The organism is Paraburkholderia podalyriae (assembly GCF_014397785.1).
Classification (GTDB): domain Bacteria; phylum Pseudomonadota; class Gammaproteobacteria; order Burkholderiales; family Burkholderiaceae; genus Paraburkholderia; species Paraburkholderia podalyriae.
The window spans coordinates 243,519-262,552 of the sequence record NZ_VZQQ01000004.1 but is presented as its reverse complement, the minus strand read 5'-3'; the positions used below and the strand labels follow the sequence as shown (position 1 = coordinate 262,552).

17 protein-coding genes and 1 pseudogene are annotated in these 19,034 nt (G+C 61.1%); 11 read left to right on the top strand and 7 right to left on the bottom strand.

The features are described from left to right. Positions 1–11 precede the first annotated feature (11 nt). A complete protein-coding gene (locus F6X42_RS06635; protein WP_187633430.1) occupies positions 12–971 on the top strand; it encodes a GlxA family transcriptional regulator in 960 nt (319 codons plus the stop codon). 430 nt (positions 972–1,401) lie between these two features. Here the strand turns inward: F6X42_RS06635 and F6X42_RS06630 are convergent, their stop codons facing one another. Beyond that, positions 1,402–2,265: an SDR family oxidoreductase gene (locus F6X42_RS06630; protein ID WP_187633429.1), complete on the bottom strand. Its 864-nt coding sequence runs from the start codon at positions 2,263–2,265 to the stop codon at positions 1,402–1,404. A 102-nt stretch (positions 2,266–2,367) separates the two neighbouring features. Here F6X42_RS06630 and F6X42_RS06625 point away from each other — a divergent pair, with 102 nt between their 5' ends. Continuing rightward, a complete protein-coding gene (locus tag F6X42_RS06625) occupies positions 2,368–3,264 on the top strand; it encodes a LysR family transcriptional regulator (RefSeq protein WP_187633428.1) in 897 nt (298 codons plus the stop codon). 39 nt (positions 3,265–3,303) lie between these two features. On the opposite strand, the gene F6X42_RS06620 is transcribed toward F6X42_RS06625, so the two are convergent. The 3 genes from F6X42_RS06620 to F6X42_RS06610 form a co-directional block, all read right to left on the bottom strand. Beyond that, on the bottom strand, positions 3,304–6,936 hold the full coding sequence (locus F6X42_RS06620) for a hydantoinase B/oxoprolinase family protein (protein ID WP_187633427.1): 3,633 nt from the start codon (positions 6,934–6,936) through the stop codon (positions 3,304–3,306). A 50-nt stretch (positions 6,937–6,986) separates the two neighbouring features. Next, a complete protein-coding gene (locus F6X42_RS06615; RefSeq protein WP_187633426.1) occupies positions 6,987–8,294 on the bottom strand; it encodes an MFS transporter in 1,308 nt (435 codons plus the stop codon). 155 nt (positions 8,295–8,449) lie between these two features. Beyond that, complete coding sequence (locus F6X42_RS06610) at positions 8,450–9,250, bottom strand: putative hydro-lyase (RefSeq protein WP_281393948.1); 801 nt, start codon at positions 9,248–9,250, stop codon at positions 8,450–8,452. A gap of 189 nt (positions 9,251–9,439) precedes the next feature. Here F6X42_RS06610 and F6X42_RS06605 point away from each other — a divergent pair, with 189 nt between their 5' ends. The 6 genes from F6X42_RS06605 (at position 9,440) to F6X42_RS06580 (ending at position 13,682) form a co-directional block, all read left to right on the top strand. Further along, a complete protein-coding gene (locus F6X42_RS06605) occupies positions 9,440–10,372 on the top strand; it encodes a LysR family transcriptional regulator (protein WP_187633424.1) in 933 nt (310 codons plus the stop codon). Positions 10,373–10,603: 231 nt separating this feature from the next. Continuing rightward, positions 10,604–10,939 carry a TonB-dependent receptor domain-containing protein gene (locus F6X42_RS06600; protein WP_246529984.1) on the top strand — a complete coding sequence of 112 codons (336 nt, stop codon included), beginning with the start codon at positions 10,604–10,606 and terminating at the stop codon, positions 10,937–10,939. 770 nt (positions 10,940–11,709) lie between these two features. After that, positions 11,710–11,967 (top strand): DUF4148 domain-containing protein, encoded by a 258-nt coding sequence (locus F6X42_RS06595; RefSeq protein ID WP_187633423.1) that lies wholly within the window; start codon positions 11,710–11,712, stop codon positions 11,965–11,967. 291 nt (positions 11,968–12,258) lie between these two features. After that, complete coding sequence (locus F6X42_RS06590) at positions 12,259–12,621, top strand: PHB depolymerase family esterase (protein WP_222945496.1); 363 nt, start codon at positions 12,259–12,261, stop codon at positions 12,619–12,621. A 356-nt stretch (positions 12,622–12,977) separates the two neighbouring features. Then, complete coding sequence (locus F6X42_RS06585; protein ID WP_012428559.1) at positions 12,978–13,181, top strand: cold-shock protein; 204 nt, start codon at positions 12,978–12,980, stop codon at positions 13,179–13,181. Positions 13,182–13,457: 276 nt separating this feature from the next. Beyond that, positions 13,458–13,682, top strand: a complete 225-nt coding sequence (locus F6X42_RS06580) for a hypothetical protein (protein WP_187633422.1) — start codon at positions 13,458–13,460, stop codon at positions 13,680–13,682. 316 nt (positions 13,683–13,998) lie between these two features. Here the strand turns inward: F6X42_RS06580 and F6X42_RS06575 are convergent, their stop codons facing one another. Beyond that, positions 13,999–14,283: a hypothetical protein gene (locus tag F6X42_RS06575; protein WP_187633421.1), complete on the bottom strand. Its 285-nt coding sequence runs from the start codon at positions 14,281–14,283 to the stop codon at positions 13,999–14,001. A gap of 537 nt (positions 14,284–14,820) precedes the next feature. Here F6X42_RS06575 and F6X42_RS06570 point away from each other — a divergent pair. Next, positions 14,821–15,108 (top strand): hypothetical protein, encoded by a 288-nt coding sequence (locus F6X42_RS06570; protein WP_187633420.1) that lies wholly within the window; start codon positions 14,821–14,823, stop codon positions 15,106–15,108. 207 nt (positions 15,109–15,315) lie between these two features. Here the strand turns inward: F6X42_RS06570 and F6X42_RS06565 are convergent, their stop codons facing one another. After that, positions 15,316–15,660: a BON domain-containing protein gene (locus F6X42_RS06565; protein WP_187633419.1), complete on the bottom strand. Its 345-nt coding sequence runs from the start codon at positions 15,658–15,660 to the stop codon at positions 15,316–15,318. 450 nt (positions 15,661–16,110) lie between these two features. Between F6X42_RS06565 and F6X42_RS06560 the strand changes: the two genes are divergently transcribed. Beyond that, positions 16,111–17,667 (top strand): methyl-accepting chemotaxis protein, encoded by a 1,557-nt coding sequence (locus F6X42_RS06560; RefSeq protein WP_187633418.1) that lies wholly within the window; start codon positions 16,111–16,113, stop codon positions 17,665–17,667. Between the two features lie 66 nt (positions 17,668–17,733). Continuing rightward, a pseudogene (locus tag F6X42_RS06555) lies at positions 17,734–18,509 on the top strand (beta-propeller fold lactonase family protein). A 149-nt stretch (positions 18,510–18,658) separates the two neighbouring features. Here the strand turns inward: F6X42_RS06555 and F6X42_RS06550 are convergent. Beyond that, positions 18,659–19,033 (bottom strand): response regulator, encoded by a 375-nt coding sequence (locus tag F6X42_RS06550; protein WP_187633417.1) that lies wholly within the window; start codon positions 19,031–19,033, stop codon positions 18,659–18,661. Position 19,034 lies beyond the last annotated feature (1 nt).

Below are 19,034 nucleotides of genomic sequence, written 5' to 3'. Positions count from 1 at the left end.
CGGAGGGCTACATGCACCGGATCGGATATTTGTTGAGCGATGGCTTTCAGGTGATGGCGCTCGCGTCACAGTCGGTTTTCGAATACGCGAACGTTGCGGCGGGCGAAACCTTCTACACGATCGAAAACTTCTCCGTGGCGGGCGGCGAGGTGCGCTCTTCGCTTGGTATGTGCGTCGTCACGCGCCCCTTCAGGGGACGCGTCGCGATAGACACGTGGATCGCGGCGGGTGTCAACGCACCACTCGCCTCGCCTCCGTCCGCCGAAATGCTCGCCTTCCTGCGCAAGGCGGCTACGCGTGCGCGACGCATTGCCGGCATCTGTACAGGTGGTTTCGTACTGGCTGAAGCAGGCCTGCTCGCGAACCGGCGCGCGACGACGCATTGGGCCCATGGGCGCGCGATGATGAGCCGGTTTCCGGACATCCACATCGAAGAAGACCGCATTTACATTGTCGATGGGCCGATCTGGACCTCGGCGGGTATGACTGCCGGGCTCGACCTTGCGCTTGGGATGGTCGAGAAAGATCTCGGCGCCGACGTGGCGCGTTCGGTCGCACACAAGCTCGTGATGCATCAGCGGCGTGCGGGCGGCCAGTCGCAGCATTCGGAAATGCTCCACTTGGCGCCCAAATCGGACCGCATCCAGGACGCGCTGAACTATGCACGCACGAACCTGAGCCGGCCGCTCACCGTCGAGGAGCTAGCGAGTTCGGCGCATCTAAGCCCGCGGCAGTTCAGCCGGGTGTTCACTCTGGAGACCGGACAGTCGCCCGCGAAGGCGATCGAAGGGTTGCGGCTCGAAGCCGCGCGGTTGATGATCGAGAAGAGCCGGCACTCGTTGGAAGTGATTGCGAGAGAGACGGGGTTTCGCGATCGGCGGCATATGCGCGAAGCGTTCATGCGCGGCTTTGGCCTACCGCCGCAGGAAGTGCGGCGTGAGGCTCGTGCCGGTGACCGGATCGGTGTTTAGGCGGGTGGGAAAGCGTGTCCACTTCGTCATTGGATTTCGGCTTGCGCAGATAACAGGCGGAGACTTTCTGCCGACAACCTCGGCGGCCGCGCCTCCCTTTAGCGCCTTCGTGCGGCTGCTCCATTTTGATCGAGCCAGCGACCGGGCTGGACGCGATAGTGGTGCGCGAAGGCAAGAACATTAAAGGGCTGGTTCTCGCGTTCGTGTTCGGAACCGTCGGCAGGCACATTCTGGAAAGGGCCTTTCCAACAGCAGCAAGGCGGTCGAAGCCAGGAATAGCGCAGCGAGAAGAGAATGCGACAGTGCTGGTTGATTGCGTGCATGGGGCATGTCCGCTTGACTTCGGAATCGGCCATTGCTTAGCCGACGAATCGGATGCCCGCTTCACGCCCTGAGTCAGTCCGTCAAGCTTTTAGAAGGGGGGCGAAGCTCAGCCAGCCAGTCTGGCGGCAAAGTCGCGGTACGAGTGTAGCGGGCGACCCAGAATGCTGGAAAGACGCTCGACGTCGCCGGCTCCCGGCACCATGCCGTCGCTGACGAAGCGCTCGGCCATTAGCCGCATTTCATACGCCATCCACTTTGGCAGGAAGTTCGCCAGATTCTGCTCGAATTGGGTGGGATCGTCCCCGCCGTAGGCAACCGGACGGCCAAGAAGCTCTGACCAGATGGAGGCGAGCTTCGAACCCGTCAACGTGTCAGGCCCGACGAGGTTGATGATGTCGACGGGCAGTTTGCCAGGAGCCTGATCTCGACGCAACAGTTCGATCGCCGCGACCTCCGCAATGTCGCGGGTGTCGACCATCGCGACTCCCTTGCTGCCAATGGGCATCGGGTAGACGCCATGATTGACGAGAACGTCCTTGATCATCAGATCGTTATCCATGAAGTACGCCGGACGCAGGATAGTGGCGCTGAAGCCCATCTGTTCGATCATCCGCTCGGCGCCGAACTTCACTGCAAAATGCGGCACGTTCACGAAGCGCTCGGCGTGCATGACCGACAGGTAGACCACGCGCTCGACGCCCGACTCGCGAGCGACGTTGAGCGTGATGAGCGCCTGGGTGAATTCGTCGCCTGCCACGGCGTTGAGCAGGAACAGTGTGCGGACGCCGGCAAATGCTTTGCGCAGGGAGTCGATATCGAGCATGTCGCCCTGTATGACAGCCACTCCGGCAGGAAAGTCGGCCTTCGAGGGATCGCGCACGAGCACGCGCACGTCGGCTCCGCGGGTGGCAAGCTGATCGACGACCTGGCGGCCGACACGGCCAGTGGCACCGGTAACGAGGATAGTCATGGTGTTACTCCTTAGGTTGGGTTGGGATGCCTCCAAGGTAAGTGATCCATGCCCGGTCCGGAAGATGCTATAAAGAGACGGGGTATCTCACTGGTGGAACGCATGGATCTTCTTGCTCTCGCTGATTTCAATCTCGTCGCTCGTCACGGAAGCTTCGGCGAGGCTGCTCGTGCGGCCGAGCGCCCGAAGGCGACGCTCTCACGCAGGGTCAGCGAACTCGAAAACAGCCTTCATGTCAGGCTGTTTGAACGTGGACCGCGCGGATTGAAACTCACCCAGGAAGGACGTGCCCTCTACGAGCGGACGGGTGCGCTCCTCGCCGAGCTCACCGAAAGCGCTGCCGCCATCACATCAGGGAGCGAACAACCACGCGGTCGACTACGCATCAGCGCGCCGGCGCTCTTTTCCCATATCGCAATGGGCAAGCTGGTCGCCACGTTTGCGCTGAAATATCCCGAGATGCGGCTGGAAGTCACGACGGAAGATCGGCCCGTCGACATGATTGAGGAAGGGTACGACCTCGTGATCAGGGTCAACCCCGATCCGGATGAGAACCTGATCGGACGGGTGTTCCTGCGCGACCGGCTGGTCGTCGTGGCCAACCCGGATTTGGCGCGACCGACGGATGCGTCCAGTGTTCCGGCTGTCCTTCGCGCGAGACATGATCGGATTGCTTTCTGGGATGTCACAGGGTCCGTCGGAAAATCGCGCATATCGATCGAGCCGGTTGCTCACCTGTCGTCGCTGATCATGGTTCGCGATACAGTGCGTCTCGGCGTCGGTGCTGCTTGCCTGCCGGTATCGCTGGTGAGCCATGACCTCGCGGCCGGCAGACTTGCGCACTGGGGTGATCTGGACGGCCCTGACATCGCACTATGGGCGCTTTATCCTTCGAGACGCTTGCTAAGCCCTCGCGTTTCCGCCTTTCTCGATCACATCAAGGAAGCTTTTCCGACAGGAAGACCTGAGGAATTGGCTGGATATGTGGGAGAACCGTGAGACCGGTGCCGACCGCAGCGGTATCGGCGGTGCGAGCCATTACGCTTCCCCGAAACCGCCGCCACCCGGCGTTTCCACCACGAACACGTCGCCCGCGGCCATCTCGACGCTCGCGATATGGCCCAATGCGACGATCTCGCCGTCCGCGCGCTCGACGCGATTGCTGCCCCGCCTTCCCGCGCGTCCGCCTGCCGCGCCGAAAGGCGCGTGAATGCGGTTGTTCGAGAGAATCGACGCGGTCATCGGCGCGAGAAAGCGGATGCGCCGGATCGCGCCGTTACCGCCGCACCAGCGTCCCGCGCCGCCCGACTCCGCGCGGATCAGGTGCGACTCGAGCCGCACGGGATAGCGCCATTCGAGCACTTCGGGATCGGTCAGGCGCGAGTTGGTCATGTGCGTCTGTACCGCGTCGACGCCGCAGAAGCCATCGCCCGCGCCGCTGCCGCCTGCGATCGTCTCGTAGTACTGGTAGCGCGCGTCGCCGAACGTGAAGTTGTTCATCGTGCCCTGACTGGACGCGACGATGCCCAGCGCACCATACAGCGCATTCGTAATCGCGGACGATGTCTCCACGTTGCCCGAGACCACCGCTGCCGGATAGACCGGATTGAGCATCGAGCGGTCCGGGACGATCACCGTGAGGGGCTTCAGGCAACCCGCGTTGAGCGGGATGTCGTCGCCGACGAGCGTGCGGAACACATACAGCACGGCTGCCATGCAGACCGCCTTCGGCGCGTTGAAGTTGTTCGGCAGTTGCACGGACGTTCCGCTGAAGTCCACGGTCGCACTACGCGTCGCAGCATCGACGCGAATGGCGACGTCGATCACCGCGCCGTTATCGAGTTCGTAACGGTACGCGCCGTTCTTGAGAGCGCCGATCACGCGGCGCACCGCTTCTTCGGCGTTGTCCTGCACGTGCTGCATGAAGGCGAGCACCACGTCGCGGCCGAATTGCGCGACCATGCGGCGCAGCTCGTCCACGCCCTTCTGGTTCGCTGCGATCTGCGCGCGCAGATCGGCCATGTTCTGTGCGACGTTGCGTGCCGGATAGCGGCCGGACGCGAGCAGCGCGCGTGTTTCGGCGTCGCGCAGCACGCCCGCTGAAACAAGCTGCCAGTTATCGACCAACACGCCTTCTTCTTCGATATGCGACGAAGCGGCTGGCATCGAACCGGGTGTGATTCCACCGATATCCGCATGATGGCCGCGCGAGCCGACGTAGAAGAGCGGCTCGGCCGACCCGTCTGCGAACACGGGCGTGATGACGGTCACGTCGGGCAAATGTGTGCCGCCGTGATACGGGTCGTTGAGCATGAACACATCGCCGTCGCGCATCGCGCCGCGATTTCGCTCGATGACGGTCTTGATGCTCTCGCCCATCGATCCCAGATGCACGGGCATGTGCGGCGCGTTCGCAATCAGATTGCCAGCAGCGTCGAAGATCGCGCACGAGAAGTCGAGGCGCTCCTTGATGTTCACCGAATACGCCGTGTTTTGCAGACGCAATCCCATCTGCTCGGCAATCGACATGAACAGATTGTTGAATATTTCGAGGCGCACAGGGTCGGCCTCGGTGCCGATCGAGCGGCGCGTGGGCAGCGGTTGCACGCGCGTCATCACTACGTTGCCTTGAACGGTCAGCACCGCCTGCCATCCTGGCTCGACCACGGTCGTGCCGTTCTTTTCGGCGATGATCGCCGGGCCGTCGAGCGTGTCGCCTGCGCACAGCGTTTCGCGCTGGTAGAGCGATGCGTCGTGCCAGCTACCGCCCGAATACATGCGCACAACCGACTGCGCATGGGCCGCGTCGCCCGCCGCGCGCTGCGGCAGGCTGGCGGCATCGACTGGCGCGTCGGAATGGCCGATCGCTTCGACGCAAGCGAGTTCCGCGACGAGCGGCGTATCTGCCATCAGAAACGCATAGCGTTGACGATACCCAGCTTCGAAAGCGGCGCGCATCGCATCGACGCTGCCCGCTGGCACTGCGAGCGACGAATCGGTGCCCTGATAGCGCAGATGGACACGTCGCTCGGTCGTGATACGCGCGGCGTCGACGCCCTGTGCGAGCAGTGCGCTGGTGGCATCGGCCGCGAGCGCATCGAGCGCGGCTTCCAGCGTCGCAAGCGATGAGTCGTCGAGCGAGATTTCGAGCGCTCGCTCGCGCATCGCCGTCTGATCCGCGAGGCCCATACCGTAAGCGGAGAGCACACCCGCAAGCGGATGCGCGAACACCCGCGTCATGCCGAGCGCGTCGGCCACACCGCACGCATGCTGGCCGCCCGCGCCGCCGAAAGTCGTCAGCACATACTGCGAGACGTCGTGGCCGCGTTGCACTGAAATTTTCTTGATCGCGTTAGCCATGCTGCCAATGGCGATCTCCAGGTAACCTTCAGCGAGCTCTTCTGGTGTGCGACGCTGACCCGTAGCCGCGAAAATCTCATCGGCGAGTGCCCGAAAGCGTTCAGCGACGACCTCGCGATCGAGGGGCTCGTTCGCGTTCGGACCGAAGACGCGCGGGAAATAGTCCGGCTGAATCTTGCCGAGCATCACGTTGCAGTCGGTGACCGCGAGCGGTCCGCCGCGCCGGTACGCCGCTGGACCCGGATTGGCGCCCGCCGAGTCGGGGCCGACACGCAGCCGGGCGCCGTCGAAGCCGAGCACCGAGCCGCCACCTGCCGCCACCGTATGGATGCTCATCATCGGCGCGCGCATCCGCACGCCTGCCACCTGCGTTTCGAATACGCGCTCGAACTCGCCGTTGAAGTGTGAGACGTCCGTCGACGTGCCGCCCATGTCGAAGCCGATCACGCGCTCGAAGCCCGCTGCCTGTGCCGCGCGCACCATGCCGACGATACCGCCCGCCGGGCCGGAGAGAATCGCATCTTTGCCCTGAAATACATCGGCGCGTGTCAGTCCGCCGCTGCTCTGCATGAACTGCAGGTTCACGCCCGGCATTTCGCTGGCGACCTGATCCACATATCGGCGCAGGATGGGCGACAGATAGGCATCCACCACGGTCGTATCGCCGCGCGAGACCATCTTCATCAGCGGCGAGACTTCGTGGGAAACCGAGATCTGAGTGAAGCCGATTCGGCGCGCCAGATCCGCAAGCTCGCTTTCATGCGACGTGTGGCGATAACCGTGGATCAGCACGATCGCGAGCGCGCGGATGCCCTTGTCGTAGACCTCGCGCAGTGCGCGCTCCGCTGCCGCGCGATCGAGCGTCGCGATCACTTCGCCTTGCGCGCTCACACGTTCGTCGATTTCCACCACGCTTTCATAGAGCGCTTCCGGCAACGCGATGTCGAGATCGAACAGGCGGGGGCGGTTCTGATACGCAATCCGCAACACATCGCGCAAGCCTCGCGTGGTGACGAGCGCTACGGGCTCGCCCTTGCGTTCGAGCAGCGCGTTGGTCGCGACCGTCGTGCCCATTTTGACCATCTCGACGTCGCGCGACGTAATGGGTTCTCCGGCTCGCAGGCCAAGCAAATGGCGAATCCCGGCGACAGCCGCATCGCGATACTGCTCCGGGTTTTCCGAAAGCAGCTTGTGCGTGGTGAGCGTGCCATCGGGGCAGCGCGCGACGATATCGGTGAACGTGCCGCCGCGGTCGATCCAGAACTGCCATCGGGACGGTGTGCAAACATCGGAGGCGTAATCGTGCTTCATGGTGTCGTGGTCGTGATGCGAAAGTGGTAGTGGTGTGCGCAAGGTGAAAATCAGGCTGATTCGAGTTCGCGGCCGCGCGTCTCGGGCAGCGTCAGCGCGGCGATGATCAGTACGCCATACGCGGCCACGGCGAAAATCCCGATGCTCGTGCCCAGGCCGAAACGGCTCGACAGCACGCCGATCAGCACCGGAAACAGCGCCCCGATCGCGCGTCCGACGTTGTAGCAAAACCCCTGGCCCGAGCCGCGCACACGTGTCGGAAACAGTTCGGTGAGAAACGCGCCCATGCCGGAAAAAATGCCCGACGCGAAAAAGCCGAGCGGAAAGCCGAGCCACAGCATCGATGCATTCGTGAGCGGCAGCGAGGTGTACACGAAGGCAATCGCCATCGAGCCCACCGCGAACAAAATGAAGTTCGGCTTGCGGCCGATGCGGTCCGTGAGCCATGCGCTGCACAGATACCCCGCATACGAGCCCGCGATGATCGTCGCCAGATAGCCGCCCGTGCCCATCACCGTGAGATGGCGTTCGGTCTTGAGGAAAGTCGGCAGCCACGTCGTGATCGCGTAGTAGCCGCCCTGTGCGCCCGTCGTAAGCAGTGCGGCGCGCAGTGTCGTCGAAAGCAGCTTGGGAGAGAAGATCTCAGTGAAGCGCGGCGTGTCTTGAGTGTCCTGCTGCTGAACCTTGGCCTGTTCGAATACTTCAGGTTCCTTCACATAGCGGCGGATCGCGAGCACGAGCAGGGCAGGGACGAGTCCGATCAGGAACAATGCGCGCCACGCGATTTCAGGCGCCACCACGGAGAACAGCACCGCGTAGAGCAGGGCCGCCATGCCCCAGCCGAGCGCCCAGCCCGACTGCACGAGACCGACCGCCTTGCCGCGGTCGCGCGCGCGGATCACTTCGCCGATCAGCACCGCGCCCGCCGTCCACTCGCCGCCGAAGCCGAAGCCCATCAACGCGCGAGCCGCGAGCAACTGGCCGTAGTTCTGCGCGAGGCCGCATAGGCCGGTGAACACGGCGAACCACAAGACGGTGAGTTGCAACGTGCGCACACGGCCGATGCGATCGGAAAGAATACCGGCAATCCAGCCGCCGAGCGCAGAGGACAGCAGCGTCAACGTGCCGATGAAGCCCGCGTCCGCGAGCGAGATGCCCCAGGTCGCGACGAGCGTCGGGATGACGAAGGAAAGCATCTGCGTGTCCATGCCGTCGAGCATGTAGCCGATCTTGCAACTCCAGAACGCGCGACGCGCGCGCGGACCGGCTTCGGCATACCAGGAAAGCTGCGGGCTTCCCGTTCCTGACTTCATGTCGGCGGCATCGTCGACGCTCGCCGTGAGTGTCTTGCTGTCCATCTGCTGCTCCTATGGATAGACGCATGGGTAACGATCGAAGCCGCGCACGAACGTAGGGATGCGTCATTCCCTCCGGGCCGCGCGGCCGAATGGCTTCAAGGTGCTGTGAATCAATCGCTTGTTACGCGACGGCGCCGCGCGCGCCGCCGGGACGGTCAGAAAACAGCCAGCGACGCGTTGGTGATATCCGTCATCAGCATGTGGCCCGGCGCGTGCGCAACCGCGAGCGGCAGCTTCGCGGCCATCAGTGCCGTTTGCGGCGTCACGCCGCAAGCCCAGTAGACAGGCAGTTCGCCCGCGCGGATCGTCACCGCGTCGCCGAACTCGGGGCGCGCGAGATCGACGATGCCGAGTTCCGCTGGATCGCCGATATGCACGGGCGCGCCATGCACGCCCGGAAAGCGGCTCGTGATCTGCACGGCACGGATCGCGTCGGCGCCGCGCAGCGGCCGCATCGACACGACGAGTTCGCCGCCGAACACGCCCGCCCGCTGGTTCGGGATGTTGGTGCGGTACATCGGCACGTTGCGGCCTTCTTCCACATGGCGCAGGCCGATGGCTTCCTTCGCGAGCATGTGCTCGAACGAGAACGAACAGCCAATTGCAAATACGACGAAATCGTCCTGCCAGAGCGCTTCGATCGATTCGACGCGCTCGCTCAGGTCGCCGTCGCGATAGACGTTGTACGCGGGCACGTCTGTGCGGATGTCGATGTCGCGCCCGAGCATCGGCACGCGGAAGTCGCCAGCCTCGCCCACGCCGAGCAGCGGACATGGCTTCGGATTGGCATGGCAAAAGCGCAGGAAATCGTGCGCGTGCGCAGCGGGCAGGATCGCGAGATTGGCTTGCGCGTAGTCGCCGCAATGGCCGGCCGTCGGGCCACGGAAGTCGCGGTGACGGACGGCCTGGCGGAATTCAAATGGAGTCATGGTCTTAGCGTGCTCTGGCGGTTGCATCGGTTTATCTGCGGTGGGCGATGTGTTTTGCCTACCGTCATGCGAAGCATAGAAAAGAAGAAAATGTGACGCCAGCTAGTTTTCTTTGCCCGAGGTGGATAGAATTTCTTAACGGAATCGCGGGTTTTCCCGAGTCACGTTGAGATTTTTGGAGCGGTTGGCTCCCGTTGCATCGCCCACCTTTGGCTTATGAATACACGCTTCCTCGAAACCTTCGTCACGCTTGCCAAGCTGCGCAGTTTCCGCACTACGGCGACCGCGCTTCACGCCACGCCGGCCGCGATCTCGCAGCGCCTGAAGGCACTGGAAGACGAATTGCGTACCGTGCTCGTCGATCGCGAGAGCCGCGAATTACGGCTCACGCCGAACGGCGAATATCTGCTCGGCTACGCGAAGGCCGTGGTCGAGGCGACGCGCCAGTTGCAGGCCGCCGCGTCACATGAAGGCGCGATGCGCGGCAAGTTGCGACTCGGCGTGATCGAGACGGTCGTGCATAGCTGGCTTGCCGACTATATGCGGCGGCTCTCGAAGGACTATCCGCAGCTCGAAGTGGAGCTTGCTGTGGATGTCAGTGTGGTGCTGCAGCGGCGTCTGATGGCGGGCGAACTCGACCTCATCGTTCGCGTGGAAGGCAGCGACGAGGAATCGATCGTATGCGATGCGCTCGCGAACTATCCGGTGCACTGGATTGCGCGAGCGGGGCTGCTACCGCCTTCGCGCAGCGGACTCGCGAAACGCGTGCTGCGTCATCCGATCCTCACATTCGGGCGCGGGACGGCGCCTCATCGCGCACTGGAGGACATCGTCAGCAAGCTCGCGCTCGCCAACGGCGTGCCGCTCGCGGATACGCGCATTACGGGTTCACCATCGATTTCGGTGATCGTGCAACTCGTGCGCGATGGCTTCGGCGTGGCGGCAATTCCGCGTCTTTTCGTCGATGATCTGATCGCGCGAGGCGAGGTGGTCGAACTGCCGCTGCAGCCCTCGCCGCCGTCCATCGTGGTGTCGATGTCCCGACGCGCGGATGCGCCGCTTTTCGTGCACGGCGCGGCTAACGCGGCACGTGCGGCGTGTCATGAATACTGCGAGCAGGGAGACCGACGCTTGATCGAGCGGCTGTAGAGCCCGGCTCTTGCGAGTGGCGGATTCAACGGGTCGAACATCGTACGAAAGCATGGATGAGCGTCTGTAGATGGCCAATGGCACCGGCTGAGCCATGAAAAGAACACATGGCCCACGACAGATCGACGAACTGGGCGCGGGCAATGCACATGCGGGAGGACATAGGAGCGGTTCGCCATGCGAGGTTTCTCTGCCATCAGCGTATTCGATTGCCGCTGACTGCTCCAGTCATTGTCGAAGGAGGATCAGACCAACACATGGCGTGCGTCGACCTGGGACCTGACGCCGGAATACGCGATCGGTAATAACGTGCGCGCCTATTTTCGCTATGCGCGCGGCTTCCGTTCAGGAGGTTATAACGGCAGCGCGTATACGCAAAGCACAGTGTCCACCGTTACGCCAGAGTATCTGACCGACTACGAAGTTGGCATCAAGAGCGAATGGTTCGATAAACGGCTAACGGCTAATGCAAGCATCTTCCATTACGACTACCGTGACATTCAGGTGTTCGCGCTCGCCCGACGCGTCAGAGCGTGCCTCAACTGTGGCGGTCGGGCTATACCGTGATGAAACTGCTGCCCACATGGAAGAGGGTGCTTGAGCGTCAATACGATTCATGGGAATCAGCGCACCGGGTAGTCGACACAGCCAAGCTCTCGGTTGTGCAGGCCGTCTAATCATTCACTCAAGACCTGCCGATATCAACGGGCGGCGCGGCGGTGAGCGATGCCTTGACCGGAGTCGCGTCCTCAGCGTCATGGGGCGTCGGACCGGCGAACGCGACCAGGCGCGACTGTCGCCCCTGATTTGGCGATTCTCGATTCCGCTAGCAGTCACGGCCTTTGCGTCCTATAACATTAAAGCAGCAAGGTCTTATTGGCTCGACTTTACAACGTCCTTTCGCCGGCGCACTTATTGCGCATCCTTCTGCCCCGCCCGGTACCAGCCTCGCGTCATTACCAGATAGTCATCGAATAAGTTCGGCTTTGGGCACAAACGGTGCCACAAGCCAACTTCGCATTTGCTCGGCCAAACAGCGTCGGAGACGACGCTGTATGGCATTTGGCGGAGCGAAAGCAAGAATCAGCAGGGAGCGAGAAAAGGTTTATTCGTTGTTGCTCGAGTCTCGTTTTAAGCGGTAGGTGGGTCAGCCGAGGCCTCAATGCGACTTTTTTTCGGCAACTAAGTCGGAGCGCAGCCGGGGAGTGTCCCACCGCGATTTATCGTCCGACCGCTTTGCCCGTGCCGTGATAGTTCCGGGGGGCCGTATTTGAAATAGCGGCTCTATTGGCCGGTTCAAGAAACCAAACCAATTGAACTTTGTGGAGTACATAGATATGAAACCGCTTAAAGTCGCGGCAGCTATCGCCGCGGTTCTCGCATTCGGATACGTCCAGGCGCAAGATATGGCGCCTGCAACGCAGCCCAGAGGTCCCGCCGTGTCTTCGACAGACTCTGTGGGTGGTGTGACCGCCACGAGGAGCGACGCTGGCGCTCCAATGGGAAAGACCCGAGCCCAGGTCAAGCATGAGCTTGAGCAAGCACGCCAATCGGGCGAACTCGACCGCTTAAACGCGGAGTATGGTGGGCAATGAAGCAAGGTGCCTGCTCGCACCGCTCGGGTCTGAGGCTTGCGATCCTGGTCGTCAACTTTCATCTGCGGTCCTGGAAAATGGCAGGGATACTGCCGCGAGAACGCGGACGATGAATGCGAAACCGAAGGCCCGAGAGTGGCGCTGAAGGGCGTGGGAAAATGATGGCGGCGTCGTCTGACGGGTTAAGCCTTGCGACCAGTCGCATGACCATATGCACTTTCAGTAGCCGGTGCCACCGTATTTCTCGCGCAACGCATTGCGCTACAGCACCGCGAGAGCGGCGAGCCGTCGTTGATCGCTGGCATCACACGCGAAATCATCGCAACCCACAACGTCGATCCTACGCGCGCGTATGTCGCGGGGATGTCCGCAGGGGCCGCAATGGCGGCGATCATGATCGCCGAGCATCCCGAGCTGTATGCCGCGGCCGGTGTGCATTCCGGTCTTCCGGGTCGATGCGCGCACAATCTAACTTCGGGCTCGCGGCGAAGAAAAGCGGCAAATATGCCCGAAAGGCTGGCGCGGGCAACAGGACACGGTCTTTTTTCCGAAGCGGCCACTCAGGCCCCCACAGGTCCGGATGCAAGTGCCGGAATGCTGCGCTTCTTCCTTCATCATCCGCTACGGCAACAGTGCCGTCCTGTCTTGTGCTAACTGCGTTGCGACAACGTGGCGCCCGTTCTGCATATAGAGCATGTCGGCCATACAGGCACAGCGAAATGGTATGCCAACCCGTAAATCGATCGAGGCGTGCCGCTTCGCAGCTTCGAGCGGCGCATCCGGTCGTTGGATCGCTTCGTCCGCAAAACGGGCCGCCTCGTGGAACAATTACAAGATAAGTATTGACGCTGGTACCACCGGGCGGTTAGGCTGTCGTCTGAAGTTCAAGAAGTTCGATTGCTGTTCATCAATTGCTCGCTCCTCAGCGGTATTCGTTGTCCTCTCCCTCCTTGACTCTTCATACGCTCTTCAACGGAGCACATTTTCCCCATTTTTTTCAAGGATTCTTCATGGATACCGGTACCGTTAAGTGGTTCAACGACAGCAAAGGCTTTGGCTTCATCACCCCGGACAAGGGCGGTGACGACCTTTTCGCTCACTTCTCCGAAATCAGCGGCGACGGCTTCAAGACGCTGGCTGAAAATCAAAAGGTGAGCTTCGAAACGAAGCAAGGCCCGAAGGGTCTGCAGGCAGCTAACATCAAGCCGCTGTAAAGTTTGAAGAGCCCGGCGTTCCGCGACGGACGCCGGGTTGCAGCGACATCCTCGCGAAGCGTTGTTTCCTGAAGTGACGCGTTCGCTCCTCGCTGTATCTGTTTATCCAGCAGCTTGCCAAGCGCCATACGTCTCGTTGCGCTCATTTTCCCCTCTGGCATTCGCGCCATGTCTTCGCTTTCCGACTGCTCCAGATTCGGCCCGAGATGCCTTTGAATCGACGCGCCCCTGCACATTCCGCAAGGCACGCGCGCACTCGACATTATTAAAACTAAAATGCAGAACACACAAATTCAAAAATACAACGGCTATGCCGTCCAGCCTTCGGCGCATCGTTTGCCCGACGGTAGTTTTTCCTCCAACCTGCTGCTCGAGCGCGCCGATAGCGAGCGCGCCGACGGCCGTTACCAGTTCTATTCGCTCGATTACTTCATGAGTGAGGAGCAGGCGTTGCAGCACTCGACACGTTGGGCACGCAACTGGGTCGACACGCGCGGTTAAAGGCAACGCCCCAGTTCAGCACGCTCAACGCATCTTAGCCATCAGGACTCGTGCAATAAGGCGCGCGAAAATATCACGCGCGATCGGTTACCTTCCGATTTGAGCCGGCGCTCAGTGCGAACCTTTGGATTTTCCATATCGATGTCTTTGGCAATTTACGCACGACATCGAAGTCGACGACACTCTTGAGCTTTCAGAGGAGGTCGAAGTGAGAACGCAGGCGCGGGCGGACGGCAATGCACACTGTTTATGGCGTGTCCCTGGCGCGCACGAACACGGGTACCTTCTGCATAGATTCCGGTTCTGGCTCTAGCAGTCAGGGGGATTCCAGGGTGCTGCGATCAAAGCCGTCAGTATCAATCAGCATTTCGGCGTAGGCCACTGACGCGCGCCTTGCGTCGCCGGCATTCAAGAAGGGCCTCTTGCCGGGCACACGGAATAGGCGACTTCGTGGGCTGTCCGTCATGGAGTCCGGATCGCTGATGCGAATCGACGCATCGAATCCTTCCTCGTAGTTGTGACCATATCCCGGTTGAGTCGTGCGATGCGGATACACGAGTAGGGAAATATCGAGACCGCGATAATGGCGAATGGTTGTCATCAGGTCACTCCTTTTGGCCGCAGCAAGCAGCACGTTTTTGATCGTTGTGCAGGTTTGGCCGAAGGAGATATCCGAACGCCCCCGAGCGACACCGACGAGGCGACCGGAACGGAGTTTCCTGGCCAGCTGTCCGGTACACGGATACCTGAACTTCGTGCTTAACTTCCGCAGGCGTTCCCTCACCCGGCATTCCGCTCACGTTTGTCCGATCGCGCACCGCGCTGCCCCGAACTCACGAAGTGGGTCACTCTCCGTATCCTCGGCCAGCCTCATCGCGCGGCAGGCAGACGCTGTTGATGGTGGTGTTCTTGAAGAGTTTGCCACGTAAGCGTGGAGGTGGAACGAGGCAGACAGCCATCGCCCGGCCATCCAGGCAAACGCCATGACAATCCGGGCAGTGCCCCGCTTTTGTCAATCCTAACTTTCACGGTACGCGCGACAGTACCATCGGTCAATTCAATTCTGGTAACAGTCTCAGCGCCGCCCGGTGTAGCCCGTTCAGGGGTATAGTGAGTCACCCCCTGTGGAGTGACCAACATGTCGACACACCCGTTTTTTCTCTACAAGGGGTACGAACTTCACCCCCTTGTCTTTCCCCGCACATTCAGCCGCTTTGACGGACATTCCCGTTACGCGGAAGGTTATGAAATTGCAGTACGGATATGTCGTCCGGCCGCGACAGCAATTCCCACCGCAAGCCGGGTCTTCAGGCTGAACCTGGCGCATACATTCTCTGACTTCGGTACGGCAAGGCGAGCCGCCCGGCAGCAGGGAAAGGACATCGTCGACGGAAAGGTGAGCGGCGCTTCGGTCATCGACATATGAAAACGTCGCTGACGGGCAGTATCCACCGATGTGCTCGACCATGCGACGAATTACTCTCTGCCTGATGGCCGATCTGATCGTCGCTCCCAGATGAAAGGTGGCCGGCACCTCCAGCTCTTTGGCGACCGCTATGGCCGCATTGCGCTGCGCAACGGGCCCTTTACCCGGCGCTGAGCATTGGTTCATCTGTTTTCCGGCAAACGCGCGTCATTGCGGCCTGAGGAGCAGATCGTTGCTCACGGATTGCACCCCCGGCACGCCGCGCGTCACGGCAAGCGCTTTCTGAATCTGTGCCTCCGAATCCACGTATCCAGACAACTGCACGACGCCTCGATACGTCGCGACGCTCATCGGCAAGGATCGCAGTTCCGGGTCCGCGACGAGCGCCTGCTTCACCCGGGCGGCGAGCGCAGCGTCGTCAGTGGCGATCTTCCCCGGCGCGGTCAAGGGCGGCGTCACCGTGGACTTACAGCCGCTGGTGAAGACGAACGCTGGCAACGCGAACGCCGCGACGATCAGCAACCGGCTTTTGATGTAAGGCGCGTTTCGCATGTCGGCTATGAAATCCTGCTTCGATAAGCGCTAAATGGTGGGCTGAAAAGCGGGCCGAGTGGCGAACGGATACAGCGGATCTCGGCTTACAAGCTACCTGTATTGGCAGGGCAACCCCTCGCGTCGATTTGGCGAGGTGAATCAGGCGTAGCAATTGCCCAGGTACGAGAGAGCGAGTATCTGACTATCGCCATTGCAGTTTCCCACGAACTGCATACGTTAGCTGATGACGGTATCTGAAGCAGTTTTCCCATGTCTGAGCCTGTCGATCCTCCCAATACCCGGGCGAGCGGGTTTCAAGGTGTCAGGCGAAGCGTGCTTGAACGCATACCAATGTCTGGCAGAAGTCTGATGTCCCGCATCAAGCCTATCGGCATGCCCATTTTCTAAAGAGATCGCCTAATCTGCCGATAAACAAGTCATCGTACAACAACGGGTTGAAAAAGCGGCATGAGAAACGTATCGGTTCGAAATAGTCTCCTGACTGTCTTCCTGATCTTTGCGGCGATGATTTTGCTGGGCGGCGTGATCGGTGTCGCCACGCTCAGCCGCGCGAATGCCAATCTCAACCGCATCCATCAGATCGCGACGCAGGAAATCCTCGTCAACGACGCATACAAGGACTCCACACGCACTCGAGCCGCGTTGACACGAGCCTACTCAGCGCTAAAGGAGCGCAACGACGAGACGACGCGAGACTCGGCATTGAAGAGCGCCGAAACGACGATGAACCGGGCGGCTGCGGAAACCGAGTCGTTTCGAAGCGCCGCCGTTTTTCGTGGGCAGGACGACGGGTTGAAGCAGCAGTTGATCGAATCGTCAGTCAACCTCGCCGCGATCCTGAAGAAAGCCTCCGATGCTCTGCGTGCCGGCGATACGAACGCCTACGCCGCTATCAACGATCACGACATTACGTCAACCGGTGTGGCGTATTCGGTGAATGTCGAGAAATTCCAGAGCATGGCTAACACGTTGTCGAACGATGCCATCGCGCAGGTCGATCGCGAATATACGTGGGTCGTCAGTCTGGTTATTTTCGGAGTGAGCGCGGCGCTGGCCCTGATCGTCGCTTCGCATTTCGCGCTGCGGCGCATCGTGACGGCTCCGCTGAACGACGCCGCCAATCTGCTCGATCGAATCGCGGCGAATGATCTGACAGCGCGCATCCCCGAGGCGAGCGGCAACGAGATCGGTCAGCTATTCGCGGCGATGCAGCGGATGCAGCGTGGTTTGGCTCAGACAGTGGCGAACGTGCGCAACAGTTGCGAGGCCATTTACGGCGGCGCGCGCGAGATTGCCGCGGGCAATGTGGATCTGTCGAGCCGCACAGAGCAGCAATCAGCGGCGCTGGAAGAAACCGCGGCCAGCATGGAGCAATTGACGTCCACCGTCAAACAGAACGCGGATAACGCGCAGCAGGCAAGCACACAGGCTTCGAGCGCAGCCGATGTCGCCGAGCATGGCGGCGAAGTGGTCGAGCGCGCCATCCAGACAATGAATGCAATCAGCCAGAGTTCGCGCAGGATCGCCGAGATCACCGGGATGATCGACAGCATCGCATTTCAGACCAATATCCTTGCGCTGAATGCGGCAGTCGAATCGGCACGGGCCGGTGAGCAGGGACGCGGCTTCGCCGTGGTCGCAAGCGAAGTTCGCAGTCTCGCTCTGCGCAGCGCGGACGCCGCCCGAGAGATCAAGGCCTTGATCGGCGTCTCGGTCCAGGATGTGGCTAACGGCAACAGCCTGGTCGCGCAGGCGGGTCAGGCGATGAAGGAGATTGTTAGCGCCGTGCGCGGCGTGGCCACCATCATGAATGAAATCAAGGCAGCAACGAACGAGCAGAGCACGGGCATCGAACAGGTCGGCCAGGCGGTTACGCAGATGGACCAGGCGACTCAACAGAATGCGGCACTCGTCGAAGAAGCCGCCGCTGCCGCGAGCGCGCTCGAACAGCAGGCGCAGTCAATGACGGATGCAGTCTCGGCATTCCGCCTCGCCGCGCAATAGAAGCTCCGATTGATCGAGGCAAAGCCGTGGTTGATTCAGACAATTCAAATCATTTCTAACTGGAATATGAACATGAACGTTAAAGGCTTCCTGGGCGCCACCGCAATTCTGATTGCCGGTGCTTCCCTCTGCTGCATTTCACAGGCCACGACGTACGCGTATGTATCGAATGCAGATAGTCAGGATATCTCGGTGTTCAGTCTCGACAAGTCGAACGGCTCGCTTGCGCCCGTGGAGACTGTTTCTGTCGGGGCAACGGTGATGCCGATGTCGTTTTCGCCAGATCATCTCCGGCTCTACGCAGGACTGCGCTCGAAGCCTTATCGCGTGGTGAGCTTTGCGGTCAATCCGCTCGATGGCCGGCTGATCGAACTCGGCAGGGCGCCGCTTGCGGATAGCATGGCGTATATCTCGACGGACGCAAACGGCCGTTACCTCTTTTCCGCGTCATATGGCGGCAACCTTCTGGCGGTGAATCAGATCGGCGCGGATGGTGTGGTCGGCAACGTACAGCAGACCGTCAAGACCGGCCCGATGGCCCGGACGGGCGATTCCTGTTTGCATCAGAGCGCACATCGAGCACGCTCGCGGCGTACAAGGTCAACGCTGCCTCTGGCAAGCTGACGCGTATCGGTACATACCAGACCGAAAAGCAACCGCGTGGATTCAATATCGATCCGTCCGGCAAGTACTTGCTGGCTGTCGGACAATTGTCGACGAGCCTTGGCGTTTACAACATCGATCGTAAGACTGGCAAGTTGAGTGCGATCGGACAGTATCCGGTCGGCAAGGGCGCGAACTGGGTTGAAATCGTTGAGTTCGACGGCACAAACGCCGATTGAGGTTTGATTCCCGGATCGCCGTGCGGTGAGCACGGCGTTCCTGATTCGGCTTTCACTGGGCGCCAGTCGCGTGCAGACGCGTCCGCTCCCTGGCGACGTCCAACAGCCGCGACCAGAAACTTCGACGAAGAAGACGCCGCAGACTCAATCTAGAGAGCGCTGGAACCGAGCAGCCTGAAAAGAACACGTGGATCGAAGGGTTTCTCGCACCGCGGGCAGCCGGCATAAGCAGGATCGAGCGCCTCGGCGCCATAGCCGGTTGTAAAGACAAAGTCGACGCTGTTCTCGGTCAGCCAGTCCGCGATCGGGTACGACTTCTGCCCGTGCAGATTAACGTCGAGCACCACGCCATTAAAGGCGTCCTTATTGGACTGGATGTATGCCAGCGCCTCGTCCGCCCAGCCGATCGGGCCCACAGCCGTTGCACCGGCCTCTTCGATCAGGCCACAAAGCGCCTGCGCAACGACGAAGTCGTCTTCGACAACCAGTATCCGGCGTCCCTGAAGTTCTGTACCCTGTCCCATC

What these genes read in the sequence shown, in the direction of transcription:
- F6X42_RS06635 (WP_187633430.1), top strand. Translation starts at nt 12, where the DNA reads ATGCACCGGATCGGATATTTGTTGAGCGATGGCTTTCAGGTGATGGCG.
- F6X42_RS06630 (WP_187633429.1), bottom strand. Translation starts at nt 2,265, where the DNA reads ATGACTATCCTCGTTACCGGTGCCACTGGCCGTGTCGGCCGCCAGGTC.
- F6X42_RS06625 (WP_187633428.1), top strand. Translation starts at nt 2,368, where the DNA reads ATGGATCTTCTTGCTCTCGCTGATTTCAATCTCGTCGCTCGTCACGGA.
- F6X42_RS06620 (WP_187633427.1), bottom strand. Translation starts at nt 6,936, where the DNA reads ATGAAGCACGATTACGCCTCCGATGTTTGCACACCGTCCCGATGGCAG.
- F6X42_RS06615 (WP_187633426.1), bottom strand. Translation starts at nt 8,294, where the DNA reads ATGGACAGCAAGACACTCACGGCGAGCGTCGACGATGCCGCCGACATG.
- F6X42_RS06610 (WP_281393948.1), bottom strand. Translation starts at nt 9,250, where the DNA reads ATGCAACCGCCAGAGCACGCTAAGACCATGACTCCATTTGAATTCCGC.
- F6X42_RS06605 (WP_187633424.1), top strand. Translation starts at nt 9,440, where the DNA reads ATGAATACACGCTTCCTCGAAACCTTCGTCACGCTTGCCAAGCTGCGC.
- F6X42_RS06595 (WP_187633423.1), top strand. Translation starts at nt 11,710, where the DNA reads ATGAAACCGCTTAAAGTCGCGGCAGCTATCGCCGCGGTTCTCGCATTC.
- F6X42_RS06585 (WP_012428559.1), top strand. Translation starts at nt 12,978, where the DNA reads ATGGATACCGGTACCGTTAAGTGGTTCAACGACAGCAAAGGCTTTGGC.
- F6X42_RS06580 (WP_187633422.1), top strand. Translation starts at nt 13,458, where the DNA reads ATGCAGAACACACAAATTCAAAAATACAACGGCTATGCCGTCCAGCCT.
- F6X42_RS06575 (WP_187633421.1), bottom strand. Translation starts at nt 14,283, where the DNA reads ATGACAACCATTCGCCATTATCGCGGTCTCGATATTTCCCTACTCGTG.
- F6X42_RS06570 (WP_187633420.1), top strand. Translation starts at nt 14,821, where the DNA reads ATGTCGACACACCCGTTTTTTCTCTACAAGGGGTACGAACTTCACCCC.
- F6X42_RS06565 (WP_187633419.1), bottom strand. Translation starts at nt 15,660, where the DNA reads ATGCGAAACGCGCCTTACATCAAAAGCCGGTTGCTGATCGTCGCGGCG.
- F6X42_RS06560 (WP_187633418.1), top strand. Translation starts at nt 16,111, where the DNA reads ATGAGAAACGTATCGGTTCGAAATAGTCTCCTGACTGTCTTCCTGATC.
- F6X42_RS06550 (WP_187633417.1), bottom strand. Translation starts at nt 19,033, where the DNA reads ATGGGACAGGGTACAGAACTTCAGGGACGCCGGATACTGGTTGTCGAA.